The organism is Streptomyces sp. NPDC029956, from assembly GCF_055574655.1.
Genome location: NZ_JBVHZJ010000040.1, coordinates 44,714 through 60,791 on the forward strand (window position 1 = coordinate 44,714; position 16,078 = coordinate 60,791).

Here is a 16,078-nt window from a genome sequence, read left to right on the forward strand (position 1 = left end):
ACCGCATCTGCTGACCGGGAGGCCCGGAGCCGGGGTGGCCGGAAGCCGGGGTGGCCGGAAGCCGGGCTGACCGGGAGGCCCGGAGCCGGGGTGGCCGGAAGCCAGGGTGACCGGGAGGCCGGGAGGCCCGGTGCCAGGGTGCCCCGGAGCCGGAGTCGTCGGAAGCCGAGGCGGCCGGGAGCCCCGCTCCCGGGCCGCCCCGTCGTGCCCGCGGTGGCCCTCCGCCCGCACGCCGTACGTCAGTCGGTCGGGCCGGACCAGTCGACGAGGCGGATGCCCGCGCCCGCGGCCTCGCGGCCCCGGCAGTGGGTGCGGTGGCGGCGCAGGATGCCGTCGATGTCGAGCCGCCGGGCGAACTCGGGGCGCTCGGCGAGGCATCGGGCGTAGGCCCAGAGCGCCGGGTAGCCGGCGACCCGGTCCATCGCGGCGGCGTCCAGGTGCCAGCGGTGGACGGTGTCGAGCTGGACCAGGGTGGCCCAGACCTGCACGTCGGCCGCGGTCGGCGCGTCGCCCAGCACGTACGGGTGACGGGCGAGGCGGCGCTCCAGGGAGCCGAGGGCCGCGAAGAGGGTCGTGAGCGGGTCGTGGTGGGCGGCCTCGCCGTCGAGTCCGAGCTCACCGGCGCGCTGGGCCGCCCGGTTGATGCTCCGCTCGCACAGGTCGGCGATCGCCTCGATCTCGCCGCGGTGCTCCTCCGGCAGCAGCTCGGGGCCCTCGCCGCGGAAGCGGAGGGCGAGGTCCCGCAGGATGTCGGGGACGTGGGTGCTGACGATCCGTCCCGTCCAACCGTCACTGAGGACGGGCGCCGCGGCCGGTCCGTCGTAGAGGTGCGCGCTCGCCTCGTACAGCGGGCGGAGGGCCGCGTACCCGCCGTCGGGCGTGTCGGGGCTCTCGGGCAGCACGGAGAGCGGGAGCGTGTCGTCGAGTCCGAGCAGGCTGTGGGTCAGGGCGATGCTCAGACAGCCGGGGTCGTACGGGGCGACGTGGAGGCGGTAGCGGTGCGGCACGGCGTAGTGGCCGCTGTGGACGTCGCGGCCGATCCGGCCCCGGAAGGCGGGCACGGCGGAGGCGGGCAGCAGCGAGGACGGGACGACGGACATGCTTCTCCCTTGAGGGTGCTCGGTGCTGGGTCCGGGCGGCGCGCGGCGCGGCGCGGTCGCGGCAGCGCGACCACGGCACCGGTCCCGCGGGGCCCGGAGGCAGCAGAGGTACGGGAAGAGGAGGAGAGGGGCGCGGCACTGCGCCCACGGGGGCGACGCCCCTTCGGCGGACAGACCCTCAGCGGGTGGGGTGAACCACCCGGCGGTGCCCGCGACTCGCCGCGCTGCAGACCCGCAGCAGGTCGATGTGGCGGCGGGACGTGAGGGGCAGGGAGCGCGGGAGGGGTGCGGCGAGTGGCGTGTCGCGTCGGCCGCTGCGTCCCATGGTTCCCTACCTGTTCGCTCGGTTTCCCCGTCCTGAGTGTCCGACCGGCCCAGGACGACGTCAAGGGTGCGGTACGGGCCGGCTGCCGCAAGCGTGCGGAATAATGCGCGCATGCGCATTTCAGCCAGGGCCGACTACGCGGTGCGTGCCGCCCTCCAGCTCGCCGCCGCCCAGGACGCGGGTCCGCTGAAGGCCGAGGCCATCGCCGAGGGCCAGGGCATCTCGCACAAGTTCCTCGAAGGCATCCTCGGGGACATGCGCAAGGGCGGTCTCGTACAGAGTCAGCGCGGCGGCAACGGCGGTTACTGGCTGGCGAGGCCCGCGGAGTCGATCTCGGTCGCGGAGGTCATCCGCTGCGTGGAGGGGCCCTTGGTCTCGGTCCGCGGGGAGCGGCCGCCGGACCTCTCGTACACCGGTCCGGCCGAGTCGCTGCTGACTCTCTGGATCGCGCTCCGGGCGGGCGTCCGCGAGGTGCTCGGGGTGTCGCTCGCCGAGGTCGCGGCGGCCCAGCTGCCGGAGTCGATCGTCGCGCTCGCGGACGATCCGGAGGCCTGGACCAACCCCTGAGCCCTCGGGCCAACCCCTCGCGACCTGCAGCGATGTGACTGCTTCTCATCTTCCGAGACGACCTTGTCCAGCTTACGGACGCCCCTTGGGGCGGCGACCTCCCCTCTGTCACTATCCCTACTATTCCAGTGGGGATACCAGGAACCATGTGAGGTGACGTGAGTACGCCGAGGAAATCGCCGAAGAGACCAGCGATACGCACCACCTCCGCACCGGCCGCCGGTCCCGTCGCACGACCCGCCGAACGACCCGGCGCAAGCCCGGTCGACCGGCCCGCAGACGACGCGCTCTGGCCCCGCGTCACCCGCGAACTCGCCGACGACCTCGCCGTCGACGCCCTCGTCAGGGACCGTGCGGGCAAGGCGCCGTTCGACGAGGTCGCCCGGCTCCAGGAGGCGGGACTCCCCGCCCTCCTGACGGCCCCGGGACCCAACCGGCGGGGCGCCGACTGGCAGGCGGCGTGTGCGGTCGTACGGGAGATATCCGCCGCCGACAGCTCCGTGGGCGAACTCCTCGCCCACCACTACGCCCTGTCCTGGAGCAGCCGGTTCTTCGGCGGCCCCGCGCGGGATCAGGGCACCCCTCGCGCCGACGGCCACCCCCTCGACGTACGCACCACCGAGGGACGCTGGCTGCTCGCCGGGAGTGTCGAGGCGCCGCGCCCGGAGACCGGCGCCGGCCTCACGCTCACCCCCGCCGACTCCGGCAGCGGCTGGATCCTCGACGGGACCCGCACCTTCCCGTCCGCGGTGACGGTGGCCGACCGGCTCGTCGTGGGGGCCCGCCCCGGCGGCAGCGGCGACCTCTTCGTCGTCCTGGTGGACCCGGCCGAACCCGGGGTGTTCACCGACGCCGGCACGGATCGCGTCGGCCAGCGACTCGCCGGCGCGGGCACCGTCACCTTCGACCGGGTCCCCGTGGCGCCCGAGGACGTCCTGGGCACGCTCCCCCACGACGAGCACGCCGTCGCCCCCTACTCCACCCTCGCCCCGCTCGCCCTGCGACTGCTCCTCGTCCACGTCGGGCTCGGCATCGCCGAGGGCGCGCTCGCCGAGGCCAGGGACATCAGCCGCGCCGGTCATGCCGGAACGGCACCGGCGGATCGCGCCGGCGGCGCGTCCGGCGGTTCCGTACCGTCCGGCGCCGGGGACGACCCGTACCTCCTGCTGGCGTACGGGGAGCTGGCGACGGCCGCGCACGCCGCCGCCGCCGTGGTGGAGCGCGCGACGGACGCGCTGACCCACGGTCTGCTCGCCGCCTGGTCGCTGGGCGTGGAGGAACGCGCCGACATCGCCGTCCTGGTGGCGGCCGCCGAGACCGTAGCCGGCCGGGCGGCCGTGCACATCACCACCCGCATCCTCGAACTCGTCGAGGGCACGGCGGGCGCCGACGCCCGCGCCGGAGGTCCCGGCTTCGACCGCTTCTGGCGCAACGCCCGCGCGCTCACCGCCCCCACCCAGGCGGCCCACCGGCTCCGTGACATCGGGGACCACTACCTCAACGGCACCCACGCGCGGCTGACCCTGCTGGCCTGACGGAGGGTCCCTCCGCGGAGGGACCCCGCGGAGGGACCAGCACCCCTCGCGAGCGAAGGGACGGACGGGACCGGCATGTCGGGACGTCCGGCCCTCACGTCGGACGTCCGAAGGGCCCAAGCTGGAGGTGCGGGTCCTGCCGTCCGGCGGGGCCCACCCCCGACCCACGGAGGCAGCCTGATGAGTCGTGAGATCGTCGCAGGAGTGGACGGATCCCCGGAGAGCCTCGCCGCGGCGGACTGGGCCGCCCGCGAGGCGCTCCACCGGGACCTCCCGCTACGGCTCGCGCACGCGTGGCGCTGGGAACCGATCGACCTCCCCCTGGTCCAGGACCGCGCGGGCCAGGAGCGCGTCGCGGACGCGGTCCTGCGCGAGGCGGAGGCCACGATCGGGCAGCGCTACCCGAAGCTCACCCTCACGGCGGAGGTGCTGAGCGACACGCCGGTCGCCGCGCTCCTCGGCACCGAGGAGCGGGTCGAGATGCTCGTCATCGGCTCGCGCGGACACGGAGCCGTCGCCGGGTTCCTGCTCGGCTCGTACGGCCAGCAGATCATCGCCGACGCCACCCGGCCCGTGGTGGCCGTCCGGTCCCGCGACGGCGATCCGGCCGAACCGCCCACCGGGCACGTGCTCGTCGGGCAGCTCGGCAGCCCGGAGGACAGCGCCGCCGCGCTGGGCTTCGCCTTCGCGACCGCCGCCGCGCGCGGGGCGTCCCTGCGGGCCGTGCGCGCGTGGAGCCTCCCGGCGCTCTACGCGTACAGCCCGGCCTCGATGCGGCTCGCCGACGAGGCCGGCGGGCTGGTCCCGTACGAGGAGAAGGCGCTGCGCGAGGCCCTCGCGCCCTGGCGCGAGCGCCACCCGGACGTGCCGGTCACCGAGCACGTCGAGCTGGGCAGCGCCGGCCAGGTGCTGCTCTCCGCCTCGGGGGCCGCGCAGCTCCTCGTGGTCGGTCGGCGGGCCAAGCGGGGGGCCGTCGGACCGCGCATCGGGTCCGTGGCGCACGCGGCCCTGCACCTCGCTCCCTGTCCGGTGGCGGTCGTCCCGCAGGGCTGAAAGGGTCGTGACGGTTGACGCGCGGGGTTGACGCGTCACGTTGACGAGGAGTGTCGGGGTGGCCGGGGACGGAAAGTGATACCGCCGTCGCCCCGGTGTCTCTCCCCAGCGCCGGACCGTTCGGCGACACGGCGAGAGAGCGGAGCTCCATGCGGCACCACGACCGTCCCGGTCACCCCGGCCATTCCGGCCATCCCGGCGACCCCGAGAACACCCCACCCCCGCAGGTGCACCCGCACCCTCTTCCGCACGACGTCGTACGGGACTTCGCGGCGGATCCCTCCGTGGCGGACGCTCCGGTGACCGAGGAGGCTCGCGCGGTGGCGGACGTCCCGGCGGCGCGTGCGAGCGGGCGGCACCGCAAGGCCGGCGGAGCGAGACGGCGGGCCGCGCGCCGGCCGTCCTTCCGGACCGCCGTCACCGTCGCGGGGTCCGCGGCCGCCGTCCTGACGGTGGCCGCCGGGGTGTACGTCGCCTCCCTCGGGGCCGGCGGCTCGACCGCCGTCCCCTCGGCCGCCGAACCGGTCGTGTCCCTGCGTTCCCCCACCGCCACCGCCACCGCAGGGGGCGCGGACGCCACGCCGGAGACCGTACGGTCGGCGCGGGGTGGCCGGGAGGTGGCGGCCGTACGGGTGGCAGGGCCGGGTCGTTCGGCCCCGTCCGTACCCTCGACCCCTGCCGCCCCCTCCCCCCGCACGGCGGGGACGGCGCCGGCCGGCTCCACTCCGGCGGTTCCGCGACCGGAGACACCTCCGAAGGCGGAGTCGCAGCGCCAGCGCGAGCCACGGCCCGGACAGGTCCCGGAGCATCCGCGACCGGCGCAGCCTACGGAGCGGCAGCAGGAGCAGCGGGGCGCGGACCCCGTGGCGGCGGCGCCGGCGGGAAAGGCCGCGGCGCGGTTCGTCCAGGACGTGATCGCGCTCGCCAACGTCGAGCGGGAGAAGGCCGGTTGCGGGCCGCTGCACTCCGAGAGCCGTCTACGGACCGCCGCCCAGGGCCACGCCGACGACATGTCCGCGCGCGACTACTACGAGCACGACGATCCGGAGGGCCGTGACGCGGGCGACCGGATGACCGGCGCGGGGTACACGTGGTCGACCTGGGGGGAGAACATCCACCGGGGGCCGAAGACCCCGGCCCGGGCGATGGAGGACTGGATGGACAGTCCCGGCCACCGGGCGAACATCCTCAACTGCTCGTTCAAGGACATCGGCGTCGGGGTGACGCTGACGGCCAACGGACCGTGGTGGGTGCAGAACTTCGGTGCCAGGCGCTGAGCCGCCGGCCCGGCCGTCAGGAGGCGGGTGTGGCGAGTTTCTGCACCCAGATCGTGCCGTCGGGACCGGCCGCGGACGCCACTCCGGTGTCCCGGTACCGGCAGTCGAGCATGTTCTCCTCGTGCATCGACCCGTCGGTCCAGTCGTCGACGACGGACGCCGGGTCGGTCGTGCCCTGGTCCAGGTTCTCGGCCCATGCGCTCCAGGTGTAGCCGGCGGCGGTGATCCGGGCGTCCGCGAACTCGCCTTCGGGGCTGGCGTGCCCGAAGTAGCCGCGCGCGGCCATGTCACGGGCGTAACCACGGGCCGCCTCGGTGAGCCGGGGGTCGATGCGCAGCGGGGCGCAGCCCGCCTCGGCCCGCAGCCGGTTGACGAGTCCGGTCACCCGCTCCTCACGCGAGGGGGCCGGTGTGGGGCGCGGGGTGCGGCGGGGGGTCGGCGGCGTGGTCGTCGGTGGGGGTGTGGCGGTGCGGGTGGGGGTGGGCGACGCCGGGGGCGTCGTCGGGGCGGGACTCGCCGGGGACGCGGCGACCGGGCTGCCGGGCTCCATGCGCGCGTGCGGCTCCTGCGGTACGAGGAGGGCGACCGCGCCGAGGACGGCGACGGCCGCGGCGCCGGCGGCGCCGACCCGGCGCAGGGGTGTCCACCGGGAGACGGTGTCGGACACGGCCGTGTCCGGAGCGGTCCCGTCGGGCCCGGGCATGTGCGGCACCGCGCTGTCGGGGGCGGCCGGGGCCGGAATGCCCGGGTCGGGGAGGGCCGTGTCGGGGGTGCCCGGGTCGGGGAGGGCCGTGTCGGACGCCACCGTGTCGAAGGCCACGGAATCGGCGGTGGGGCCGCCGGTGAGACCGATCACCAGCGGCGGTACGAGTCCGAGACCGACGAGCAGTCCTTCGACGGGGGCGAGGCCGCTGCGGCCGGTGACCCTCGCCGTACAGGCGGAGCAGGTCCGTACGTGGCGGGCGACGCGTTTGCGCCAGAGCGGGGAGGGCCGGCCGTCCCAGGCCGTGACGGTCTCCGCGAGGTCGGGGCAGATCGGGACGGCGTCGAGGGCGCGCACGACGCCGCGGCCGGTCTCCAGTCGTTCCTTCATCCGCTGGACGCGGACGGCGGCGTGCTGCGGGGATATCCCGCCGAGGCCCTCGGCGAGCTCGGCGCGGGTCAGCTCGCCCGCGGCCTCCAGCCACCACAGGGCGAGCAGCTCACGGTCGTCCTCGTCGAGCCAGCGGGTCGCGCGGGCCACGTCGCGGCGCTGACCGGACAGGCCGAGCCGGAGGATGGTGACCTCGGTGAAGTCGCCGGCGGCCGGGTCGGCGAGTTCGGCGGCCCGGTCGAGGCCGGGCACGGGTGCCTGCTGGCGTTCGCGCCAGCGGCGGCGGATCCCGTTCATGGCGATGGCGACGAGCCAGGACCGGAATCGGGCCGGGTCGCGGAGACCCGTCAGTCCGTCGAGGGCGCGGACCATCGTCTCCTGGACGATGTCGTCGGTGTCGGCATGGCCGTCGAGGGCCCGGCCGACGATGTTGTGGACGAGGGGCAGGTAGGCGCGGACCAGCGCGTCCCTGGCGCGCGCGTCACCGGCCCTGGCGGCCTCCACCAGCGCGGTGGTGCGGCGCTCGTCGCTGTGCATGGATCTGCTCCCTCATCCCTGGTGCGAGTCCCCCGTGGTTCGGAGACCCGTGGGCGAGGGAGGGATAACACTTATCGGTGATCGGCGCCGACGTCCATCACCGTGGTGGTACGGGCAGGGTCGGGACCGTGGCCCCGTTCCCCTCCCGGACGGCTGCCACGACGGCGTCGTGCAGATCGCGGCTCTCCTCCTCCGACGCGCACGGAACGGGACTGCCCGACATGGTGAACCAGTCGGACGCGCCGCTGTACTGCACGGCCACGCGTGCCTCGTTGTCGGCCCAGGTCGTGTGCACGGTCAGATCGCCCGTGACGACTCCGGCCTCGACGGTCAGCACCCCACCTCGCCCGGTGTAGACACCGGCGGTCGTCCAAGATGCCCAGCTCATCCATCCAGGTTCACACCCGGACGGCGGATGCGCCACCGACGGGACCGCCCCGGTCGGAGGAGTTCCGTCCGGGGCGGTGCCACGCGCGTGTCCGACGGGGCGTGGGAGGCCGCGGGCCCCCCTGCCGCATCAGGCGAGGGAGGCGACGGCCTCGTTGAAGGTGGCGGACGGGCGCATCACGGCCGCGGCCTTGGCCGGGTCGGGCTGGTAGTAGCCACCGATCTCGGCCGGGGAGCCCTGGACGGCGACGAGCTCGTCGACGATCTTCTGCTCGTTGGCGGAGAGGGTCTCGGCCAGCGGCGCGAAGGCCTTGGCCAGCTCCGCGTCCTCGGTCTGGGCGGCCAGCTCCTGGGCCCAGTACAGGGCCAGGTAGAAGTGGCTGCCGCGGTTGTCGATACCACCGAGGCGACGGGTCGGCGACTTGTCCTCGTTGAGGAAGGTGCCGGTGGCGCGGTCGAGGGTGTCGGCGAGGACCTGGGCCCGGGAGTTGCCCGTGGAGGTCGCGAGGTGCTCGAAGCTGGCGGCCAGGGCGAAGAACTCGCCGAGGCTGTCCCAGCGGAGGTAGTTCTCCTTGACGAGCTGCTGGACGTGCTTCGGGGCGGAGCCGCCGGCGCCGGTCTCGAAGAGGCCGCCGCCCGCCATCAGCGGGACGACCGACAGCATCTTGGCGCTGGTGCCCAGCTCCAGGATGGGGAAGAGGTCGGTCAGGTAGTCACGGAGGACGTTGCCGGTGACGGAGATGGTGTCCTCGCCGCGGCGGATGCGCTCCAGGGAGAACGTCGTCGCGTCGACCGGGGAAAGGATCTTGATGTCCAGGCCCTCGGTGTCGTGCTCCGGCAGGTACTGCTCGACCTTGGCGATCAGCTGGGCGTCGTGGGCGCGGTTCTCGTCCAGCCAGAAGACGGCCGGGGCGCCGGTGGCGCGGGCGCGGGTGACGGCGAGCTTGACCCAGTCCTGGATGGGCAGGTCCTTGGTCTGGCAGGCGCGGAAGATGTCGCCCACGGCGACCTCCTGCTCCAGCACGACGTTGCCCTGGGAGTCGACGAGGCGGACGGTGCCGGCCTGCGCCATCTCGAAGGTCTTGTCGTGGGAGCCGTACTCCTCGGCCTTCTGCGCCATGAGGCCGACGTTCGGGACGGAGCCCATCGTCGACGGGTCGAAGGCGCCGTTGGCGCGGCAGTCCTCGATGACGGCCTGGTACACGCCGGAGTAGCTGTGGTCCGGGAGGACCGCGAGGGTGTCGGCCTCCTGGCCGTCCGGGCCCCACATGTGGCCGGAGGTGCGGATCATGGCCGGCATCGAGGCGTCGACGATGACGTCGGACGGCACGTGCAGGTTGGTGATGCCCTTGTCGGAGTCGACCATCGCCAGGGCGGGGCCCGCGGCGAGCTCGGCCTCGAAGGAGGCTTTGATCTCGTCGCCCTGCGGGAGGGACTCCAGACCCTTCAGGACGCCGCCGAGGCCGTCGTTCGGGGAGAGGCCGGCACCGGCGAGCACCTCGCCGTACTCGGCGAAGGTCGCGGGGAAGAAGGCGCGGACGACGTGGCCGAAGACGATCGGGTCGGAGACCTTCATCATCGTGGCCTTGAGGTGCACGGAGAAGAGCACGTTCTCGGCCTTGGCGCGGGCGACCTGCTCGCCGAGGAAGGTGCGCAGGGCGGCGGCGCGCATGACGGCGGCGTCGACGACCTCGCCGGCGATGACCTTCAGCGGCTCGCGGAGCTCGCTGGTGGTGCCGTCGGCGGCGGTGAACTCGAAGCGGAGGGTGTCGTCCGCGGTGACGACGACGGACTTCTCCGTGGAGGCGAAGTCGTTCTCACCCATGGTGGCGACATTGGTCTTGGACTCGGAGGTCCAGGCGCCCATGCGGTGGGGGTGGTTCTTGGCGTAGTTCTTGACGGAGCCGGGCGCGCGGCGGTCGGAGTTGCCCTCGCGCAGGACCGGGTTGACGGCCGAGCCCTTGATCTTGTCGTAACGGGCGCGGACGTCCTTGTCCTGGTCCGTCTTCGGGTCGTCCGGGTAGTCCGGGAGGGCGTAGCCCTGCGCCTGGAGCTCGGCGACCGCGGCCTTCAGCTGCGGGATGGACGCCGAGACGTTCGGCAGCTTGATGATGTTGGCGCCCGGCGTCTTGGCCAGGTCGCCGAGCTCGGCGAGGGCGTCGGCGATGCGCTGGCCCTCCTCGAGGAACTCGGGGAAGGCGGCGATGATGCGGCCCGCGAGGGAGATGTCCCGCGTCTCGACCGTGACTCCGGCCTGCGAGGCGTACGCCTGGATCACGGGCAGGAACGAGTACGTCGCCAGGGCAGGCGCCTCGTCAGTGTGGGTGTAGATGATGGTCGAGTCAGTCACCGGGTGCTCCGCTCCACGTCTGCGTATGCGAGATTGCTCGACATCAAGATATCTCGTGATCGAGGTCCTCGGTAAAGGGCCCCACGAGCTCGGCGTCCCGGGGCACTCCGGCGGCCTCGACGAAGGGTCCGCCGAGCCGGTACGGGGTCGGGGCGCCCTCGACGTCGACGCGGCGGAGCAGCCCGAGCAGGACCAGGCCGGCGGCGGCGACCACGCCCGCGGCGAGGGCCTGGCCGCAGCGGTGGGCGAGCCGGAGCTCGGCCGGGTCGTAGGGAGCGGTGCTCGGCAGGGCGAGGGCGTCCCCGAGGAGCCAGAGGCCCACGCCGAGCCCGCCGACGGCGAGCAGGACGAGCGGCACGGTCACCGGGAGGCCGGGGAGGGCGGGCCCCCGCCGGGCGCCGGGGCGCACCTTGCCCTTGCGGGCGAGGAGGGCGAGGAGGCCGCAGAAGACGGCGAGGACGAGCAGGGCGGCCGCGATCACGTCACCGGGCCGGTGCTGGCCCGCGGCGATGGTGTACGCGCCGACGCCGACGGCCCAGAGCGTGGCGGCGCCCACGACGATGCTGCGCAGCCGGTAGGGGACGACGAGGGCCAGACCGAAGGCGATGCCGAGGGCGAGCGTGGTCTGGGCGCTGGGGAACCCGCTGGACATGAGGCCGCCGGCGTCGGCGAGCCGGGGGCGCGGTGCGTACCGCTGGAGGAGTCCGGTGAGGGCGAGGGCGGTGACGACCGCTCCGGCGGCGAGGCCGGTGAGGGCGTACCGCTTGCGTATCAGGCCGGCGGCGAGCAGCAGGACGCAGCCGAGGACCAGGGAGAAGGTGGTGAGCCCGGCGAGCGAGGGGTGATCGCGGAGCAGGGTGACGGCGGCGTCGTCGGCGCGCCGGCCGGTCATGGCCCCGTCGCCCCAGCGACGGCCGGTCGCGGTGAGCACGAGGCCCGCGTAGACGACGGTGAGCAGGAGTACGGCTGCGAGGCAGCCACGCCGGGTCCGGGTGCGGACTCGGGTGCTGAACGATCCGGCGGCCTCGCCTGCCACGGCGGCGTACCACCAGCTGTCACCGGTCTCCAGCGGCCTCGGGGAGCCGCCCGCGCGGGGCCTGTCGTAGGAAGCCATGCCCCGATTCGAACCCACGCACGGCGGCCCCGCCCGCTGGACGCGGCCGAACGAAACGCGTCGGGGACGGCTCGCCGGGGCGGGCCCGGACGGCGGCGCGACCGGTCGGCCGACCCGGGGGCGCTCAGCCCGGCGACCGGGGCCCGGGGCTGGTCGGCTCAGTGGTCCGGGCCGGGGGCTGCCGGCTCGGCGATCGGGGCTCGGGCGCCGGGCGGCACAGCGGCCGCGGCCCGGGGACCGCTCGATTCAGCGGTCCGGGCTCGGGCGCTGGGCGACGGTCGCGAGGACGAGTCCGCCGAGCAGGGCGAGCATCGCGACGACTCCGAGGACGTACGGGGCGTCGCCCTCGTCGAGGAGCTGCCCGGCCACCTGGGTACCGAAGCCCACCGCCATCACCAGCTGCGCCCAGCCGAAGAGCTGGGGCCGGTGGACGCGGCGCCGTTGGAACGGCAGGATCCAGCCGGTCCGGATCGCCGCCACGCCTCCGGCGACGAGCAGCATCGCGAGCACGCCCGGCACGACCAGGAACCACGACATGGTCCACCCCCCTCGACCCCCGTTGGACACCCGGAGTGGGCGCGATCATGCCACCGCGAGATGACGAGAACCCGTACGGTCGTGCCGCCGGGTCCCGTACAGCGTGAACGCCGTGTTCACCAGAGCCACATGGCTGAGCGCCTGCGGCATGTTGCCCAGCTGACGGCCCGCCACCGGGTCCCATTCCTCGGCGAGCAGGCCGACGTCGTTGCGGACGTCGAGAACCCGCTCGAAGACGGTGCGGGCCTCGTCGGGGCGGCCGGTCATGGCGAGCGCGTCGGCGTACCAGAACGTGCAGGCGACGAAGGCTCCTTCGGTGCCGCCGAGGTCGTCGAGGTCGTGCGTTCCGCCGTCCCGCACGTCGCCGTACCGGCGGAGGAATCCGTGGTCGTCGAGCCGGGCCATCGCCCGGACGGTGCCGAGTACGCGGGGGTCGTCGGCGGGGAGGAAGCCGAGGCGAGGTATCAACAGGGCGGTGGCGTCGACCTGGTGGCCGCCGTAGTACTGGGTGAAGGACTGCTGTTCGCTGCTCCAGCCCCGGGCACAGATCTCGGCGCGCAGTTCGTTGCGGAGGGCCTGCCAGCGTCCGATCGAGCTGCGGAGCCCGGCGACCCGGGCGAGGCGGACGGCGCGGTCGGCGCCGACCCAGGCCATGACCTTGGAGTGGACGAAGTGACGGCGCGGGCCCCGCACTTCCCAGATGCCCTCGTCGGGTTCCTGCCAGCGTTTGCCGAGGTACTCCAGGAGCGAGGCGACGAGCGCCCAGTCCGGGGCGTCGAGGGCGACCCCGGCCCGGACGGCCGAGTAGACGGTGTTGAGCACCTCGCCGTAGATGTCGAGCTGGAACTGGTCGACGGCCGCGTTCCCGAACCTGACGGGCCGCGAGTTCTCGTATCCCGGAAGCCAGTCCGCGTGCGTCTCGGGCAGCTGACGCTGCCCCTCGACCCCGTAGAGCGGCTGGAGGTCGGCGGGGTCGCCGGCGACGGCACGGACGAGCCAGTCCTTCCAGGCGAGTGCCTCTCTGCGATAGCCGCCGCGCAGGAGACAGGAGAGGGTGAACGTGGAGTCCCGCAGCCAGCAGAAACGGTAGTCCCAGTTGCGCTGCCCGCCGAGGGACTCGGGGAGGGAGGCGGTGGCCGCGGCGACGATGCCCCCGGTGGGGGCGTAGGTGAGGGCCTTGAGGGTGAGCAGGGAGCGGATGACCGCATCGCGCGCCGGTCCCTCGTAACGGAGTGCGGCTGCCCAGTCGTTCCAGAGGTCGAGGGTGCGGCTGAGGGTCGCGTCGATGTCGGCGGGCGGGGCGGCGGCGGGCGCGGGGGTGTGCGAGGGGCGCCAGCCGAGGACGAAGGAGACGCGGCGGCCTGCGGTGACGGTGAAGTCGACGGTGGCGCGGTCCGGGGTGACGACGGGCTCGACGTCGGGCTCGCAGGAGAGGTACGCGGCGTCGGGTCCGGCGACCCAGGCGACGGTACGGCGGTCCACCGAGCGGATCCAGGGCACGATGCTGCCGTGGTGGAAGCGGACCCTCAACTCGCTGCGCACGTCGACCCGTCCGGCGATCCCCTCGACCACGCGGACGATGCGCGGGGCGTCCTCGCTCGGGGAGCGCGGAGGCATGAAGTCGGTGACGCGGACGGTTCCGGTGAGGGATTCCCAGACGGTGTCGAGGACGAGGGTGTCGCCCCGGTAACTCCTGCGCGTGCAGCGGGTCCTGCCGACGGGGGCGATGAGCCAGCGGCCGTGCCCCGGATCGCCGAGCAGGGCCGCCAGGCACGCGGGCGAATCGAAGCGCGGCGCGCACCACCAGTCGACGGACCCGTCGGTCCCCACGAGCGCCGCGGTCTCGAGGTCACCGACGAGGGCGTAGTCCTCAATTCGCCCTGCCATGACGGGATTGTATGCCCGATCGAATTCCAATGCAGAGCGGTAGGGAATACCTTCCTGGAAGTCCGCATATTCTTCCCCCTAATTGTTGACGGTATGGTCTCCGGCGCAGGATCCTTAAGTACACGGGTTTTCCGCGCGGAAGGCCGTACCTATGAGTAGCGATTCGCATCCCCTGCGCCGTTCGACCGACCGCGCACCCGGTTCCGGCACGCGGACGGTGAGTCTCGTGCTCACCGTCCGCCCCGGCGACGGGGATCCGCAGCCGGCGCTCGATCTGCTCCTCGATCAGGTCCCTTCGAGCGTGGGGGATGTGGTGCTGGTCGGCGGTCCGCCCGGTGAGCGGCAGGCGCGCAAGGGGCTCACCGTGCGCGGGCTCGGGTCCTGGGACTCCTCGCGCGGCGACATTCCGCACGCGGGTCTGCTCGCGGCGACCGGCGACCTGGTCGTCCTGATGAACGCCGACGGCAGCATGTCGCCGCACGAGATCCCGCACTATCTGCACTACCTGGAGAGCGGCTACGACTTCGTCAAGGGATCACGCTTCATCGCGGGCGGGGATTTCGCCGACTATCCCCTCTCGCGAAGGCTCGGCCATCGTGCGCTGCTGCGGGTCGCGCACCGGATGTACGGCCAGCACCTGACCGATCTCTGGTACGGGTTCTGCGCGTTCCGGCGCTCCTTCGTGGACCTTCTCGACCTGCGGGAGGACGGTGTCGAGCTGGGTGCCGAACTGGTCACGCACGCCCTGCACTACGGCCTGCGCGTCGCCGAGGTGCCCAGTCTCGAACGGCCGCGCCGCCACGACCCGACCCGCCTCCGCACGATTCGCGACGGCACGCGGATCCTCGGCACGCTCCTCGACGAGCGGCCGCACAACGCCCTGTCACGGCTGGCGCACCGGCGGCGCCCCCGCACCGCACGCCCTTCCTCCGGTTGACTAACCACCCGTAAGGGGCTAACGCTGGAAAGAGCAGCATTTCAGGACAGACCCTCGGCAGGGTCGGTTGCCGGAAGAGGCACGTCGTGACCTCCACCCAGTTCGACCGAGCGCCGGTGGCACCCGCACCGCATCCTCTGCGGCGGATGACCGACTGGCCGCTCGCCGACGCCCGGCGCCGCTCGCTCTGCCGCCCCGCGCACCGCCCGACCGCCCACCCGGCGCGCCGGGCTGCCGACCGGATCACCGCCGCCGCCCCGCCGCCACGGAGCCGGGCGTGCAGGCCGCGGGGATCGGCCCGTCGGCGACGCGCCCGTACGACCCGCTCCCGCACGCGCACCGCGCGTCGGAGCTGCGGCTCAGACGGATCGGCCGGGTCCTCCGAACCAGCGCCGGCAGGGGCCTGCGCACCCCCCTCTGCCGAACCCTGCGCACCACACCGACCGGGCGGCGCCCGTGACCGGCGCCCGCAGCCCGCGCTCGTCCCCCGCTCACCCGTACGACCCGCGCCCCGGGCCATCCACCGAGGAGGCGGGGCGTGATGACGGCCGCCCGCGGGCTCGTGCAGCGCCACCGGCGGCCCCTCCCCCACCGGCCGTTCCCTCCGCCCACGGCGGCCCTCGCCGTGGCCCGGAACGGCCTCTCCGGTCCGTCCGACCACGTCCCGACGCCTCCTTCCGCAGGCACGATCGCGATCGCGGCCGGAGCCCATGACACCCACGCCCTGTCGCAGTACCCCGGCTCGCGTACCCGGGAGTGCCGCGGCGGGATGCCCGCCGCACGGGACGGCGGGCCCCCCCGGGCCCTCCGGGGACGCCGCCCCGGAACCCGGGGCCACCGAGCGCGCCGTGCGTCGTGCCCGGTGCCCGGTGCCGGATCCACGTCCGGCGCCGGGACGGCGACGCGTTCCCGTCTCCGCTCCACGACTTCGACGGGGCGCGGGCGTCGAACACGCCACCGCAGGACCGCGGAGACGGGGGCCATGACGCCTCCGCGCGGCCCCGTCCCCGCCGGTCCGCGGGGCCCTCTCGCCGACCCGCGGGGCCCGCTGCCCGTCCGGCTCCCGGCCGTCCGGGGCGTCCTTCTCGTCGCCGTGTCCGGACCCGACGGCACGAGCGGGTCCTCCCTCACCCGACGGCTCGGGGTGCTGCTCCGCGAGCGTGGACTCACGGTCGTCACCCTGCACTGCAACGGCTGCTTCCTGTGCCGAAGGCTCCCGGTTCCACCACGCGTGAGGGATGCGGGGGAACCGGGTGGGGACGGGTGGGGGGGGGGGGGGGGGGGGCCCCAAAAAGCAGGGGGGCGTAGCGGACCCAGCCCACCATACCTCCCCACACGCTGCGACGCCCCCCCCCCCCCTAACTCCCTTCGTGTTGGGT

Annotated in this window: 12 protein-coding genes; 5 read left to right on the forward strand and 7 right to left on the reverse strand. The window is 74.2% G+C overall.

Annotated features, from left to right (window positions below; genetic code table 11):
- Positions 1-239 precede the first annotated feature (239 nt).
- Positions 240-1,100 carry a glutathione S-transferase C-terminal domain-containing protein gene (locus tag ACZ4XX_RS27555; protein WP_468510557.1) on the reverse strand — a complete coding sequence of 287 codons (861 nt, stop codon included), beginning with the start codon at positions 1,098-1,100 and terminating at the stop codon, positions 240-242.
- A 436-nt stretch (positions 1,101-1,536) separates the two neighbouring features.
- On the opposite strand from ACZ4XX_RS27555, the gene ACZ4XX_RS27560 reads away from it, so the two are divergent.
- The 4 genes from ACZ4XX_RS27560 to ACZ4XX_RS27575 all read left to right on the forward strand — a co-directional run bounded on the left by ACZ4XX_RS27560 (position 1,537) and on the right by ACZ4XX_RS27575 (position 5,857).
- Positions 1,537-1,992, forward strand: coding sequence for an RrF2 family transcriptional regulator (locus ACZ4XX_RS27560; protein WP_468510558.1), 456 nt, complete (start codon positions 1,537-1,539; stop codon positions 1,990-1,992).
- Positions 1,993-2,150: 158 nt separating this feature from the next.
- Positions 2,151-3,527: an acyl-CoA dehydrogenase family protein gene (locus tag ACZ4XX_RS27565; protein ID WP_468510559.1), complete on the forward strand. Its 1,377-nt coding sequence runs from the start codon at positions 2,151-2,153 to the stop codon at positions 3,525-3,527.
- Positions 3,528-3,707: 180 nt separating this feature from the next.
- On the forward strand, positions 3,708-4,580 hold the full coding sequence (locus tag ACZ4XX_RS27570) for a universal stress protein (protein ID WP_468510560.1): 873 nt from the start codon (positions 3,708-3,710) through the stop codon (positions 4,578-4,580).
- A 149-nt stretch (positions 4,581-4,729) separates the two neighbouring features.
- On the forward strand, positions 4,730-5,857 hold the full coding sequence (locus tag ACZ4XX_RS27575) for a CAP domain-containing protein (protein ID WP_468510561.1): 1,128 nt from the start codon (positions 4,730-4,732) through the stop codon (positions 5,855-5,857).
- Between the two features lie 16 nt (positions 5,858-5,873).
- On the opposite strand, the gene ACZ4XX_RS27580 is transcribed toward ACZ4XX_RS27575, so the two are convergent.
- From ACZ4XX_RS27580 to ACZ4XX_RS27605, 6 genes are all read right to left on the reverse strand, one after another.
- The gene (locus ACZ4XX_RS27580) at positions 5,874-7,487 is read right to left on the reverse strand and encodes a sigma-70 family RNA polymerase sigma factor (protein ID WP_468510562.1); all 1,614 of its coding nucleotides are present in this window, start codon (positions 7,485-7,487) and stop codon (positions 5,874-5,876) included.
- 97 nt (positions 7,488-7,584) lie between these two features.
- Entirely contained in the window at positions 7,585-7,875 is a 291-nt protein-coding gene (locus ACZ4XX_RS27585) for a hypothetical protein (RefSeq protein ID WP_468510563.1), read from the reverse strand.
- 129 nt (positions 7,876-8,004) lie between these two features.
- Positions 8,005-10,224, reverse strand: a complete 2,220-nt coding sequence (locus ACZ4XX_RS27590) for an NADP-dependent isocitrate dehydrogenase (RefSeq protein ID WP_468510564.1) — start codon at positions 10,222-10,224, stop codon at positions 8,005-8,007.
- Between the two features lie 43 nt (positions 10,225-10,267).
- Positions 10,268-11,338: a phosphatase PAP2 family protein gene (locus ACZ4XX_RS27595; RefSeq protein WP_468510565.1), complete on the reverse strand. Its 1,071-nt coding sequence runs from the start codon at positions 11,336-11,338 to the stop codon at positions 10,268-10,270.
- Between the two features lie 246 nt (positions 11,339-11,584).
- Positions 11,585-11,875: a hypothetical protein gene (locus ACZ4XX_RS27600; RefSeq protein ID WP_468510566.1), complete on the reverse strand. Its 291-nt coding sequence runs from the start codon at positions 11,873-11,875 to the stop codon at positions 11,585-11,587.
- 45 nt (positions 11,876-11,920) lie between these two features.
- Complete coding sequence (locus tag ACZ4XX_RS27605) at positions 11,921-13,762, reverse strand: glycoside hydrolase family 15 protein (protein WP_468510567.1); 1,842 nt, start codon at positions 13,760-13,762, stop codon at positions 11,921-11,923.
- A 151-nt stretch (positions 13,763-13,913) separates the two neighbouring features.
- Here ACZ4XX_RS27605 and ACZ4XX_RS27610 point away from each other — a divergent pair, with 151 nt between their 5' ends.
- Positions 13,914-14,699 carry a glycosyltransferase family 2 protein gene (locus ACZ4XX_RS27610; RefSeq protein ID WP_468510568.1) on the forward strand — a complete coding sequence of 262 codons (786 nt, stop codon included), beginning with the start codon at positions 13,914-13,916 and terminating at the stop codon, positions 14,697-14,699.
- The last annotated feature ends 1,379 nt before the right edge of the window (positions 14,700-16,078 follow it).

Bases quoted from the DNA above. Each gene is read 5' to 3' on its own strand.
- ACZ4XX_RS27580 (WP_468510562.1), bottom strand. From the start codon at position 7,487: ATGCACAGCGACGAGCGCCGCACCACCGCGCTGGTGGAGGCCGCCAGG.
- ACZ4XX_RS27610 (WP_468510568.1), top strand. From the start codon at position 13,914: ATGAGTAGCGATTCGCATCCCCTGCGCCGTTCGACCGACCGCGCACCC.
- ACZ4XX_RS27600 (WP_468510566.1), bottom strand. From the start codon at position 11,875: ATGTCGTGGTTCCTGGTCGTGCCGGGCGTGCTCGCGATGCTGCTCGTC.
- ACZ4XX_RS27605 (WP_468510567.1), bottom strand. From the start codon at position 13,762: ATGGCAGGGCGAATTGAGGACTACGCCCTCGTCGGTGACCTCGAGACC.
- ACZ4XX_RS27595 (WP_468510565.1), bottom strand. From the start codon at position 11,338: ATGGCTTCCTACGACAGGCCCCGCGCGGGCGGCTCCCCGAGGCCGCTG.
- ACZ4XX_RS27555 (WP_468510557.1), bottom strand. From the start codon at position 1,100: ATGTCCGTCGTCCCGTCCTCGCTGCTGCCCGCCTCCGCCGTGCCCGCC.
- ACZ4XX_RS27560 (WP_468510558.1), top strand. From the start codon at position 1,537: ATGCGCATTTCAGCCAGGGCCGACTACGCGGTGCGTGCCGCCCTCCAG.
- ACZ4XX_RS27570 (WP_468510560.1), top strand. From the start codon at position 3,708: ATGAGTCGTGAGATCGTCGCAGGAGTGGACGGATCCCCGGAGAGCCTC.
- ACZ4XX_RS27575 (WP_468510561.1), top strand. From the start codon at position 4,730: ATGCGGCACCACGACCGTCCCGGTCACCCCGGCCATTCCGGCCATCCC.
- ACZ4XX_RS27585 (WP_468510563.1), bottom strand. From the start codon at position 7,875: ATGAGCTGGGCATCTTGGACGACCGCCGGTGTCTACACCGGGCGAGGT.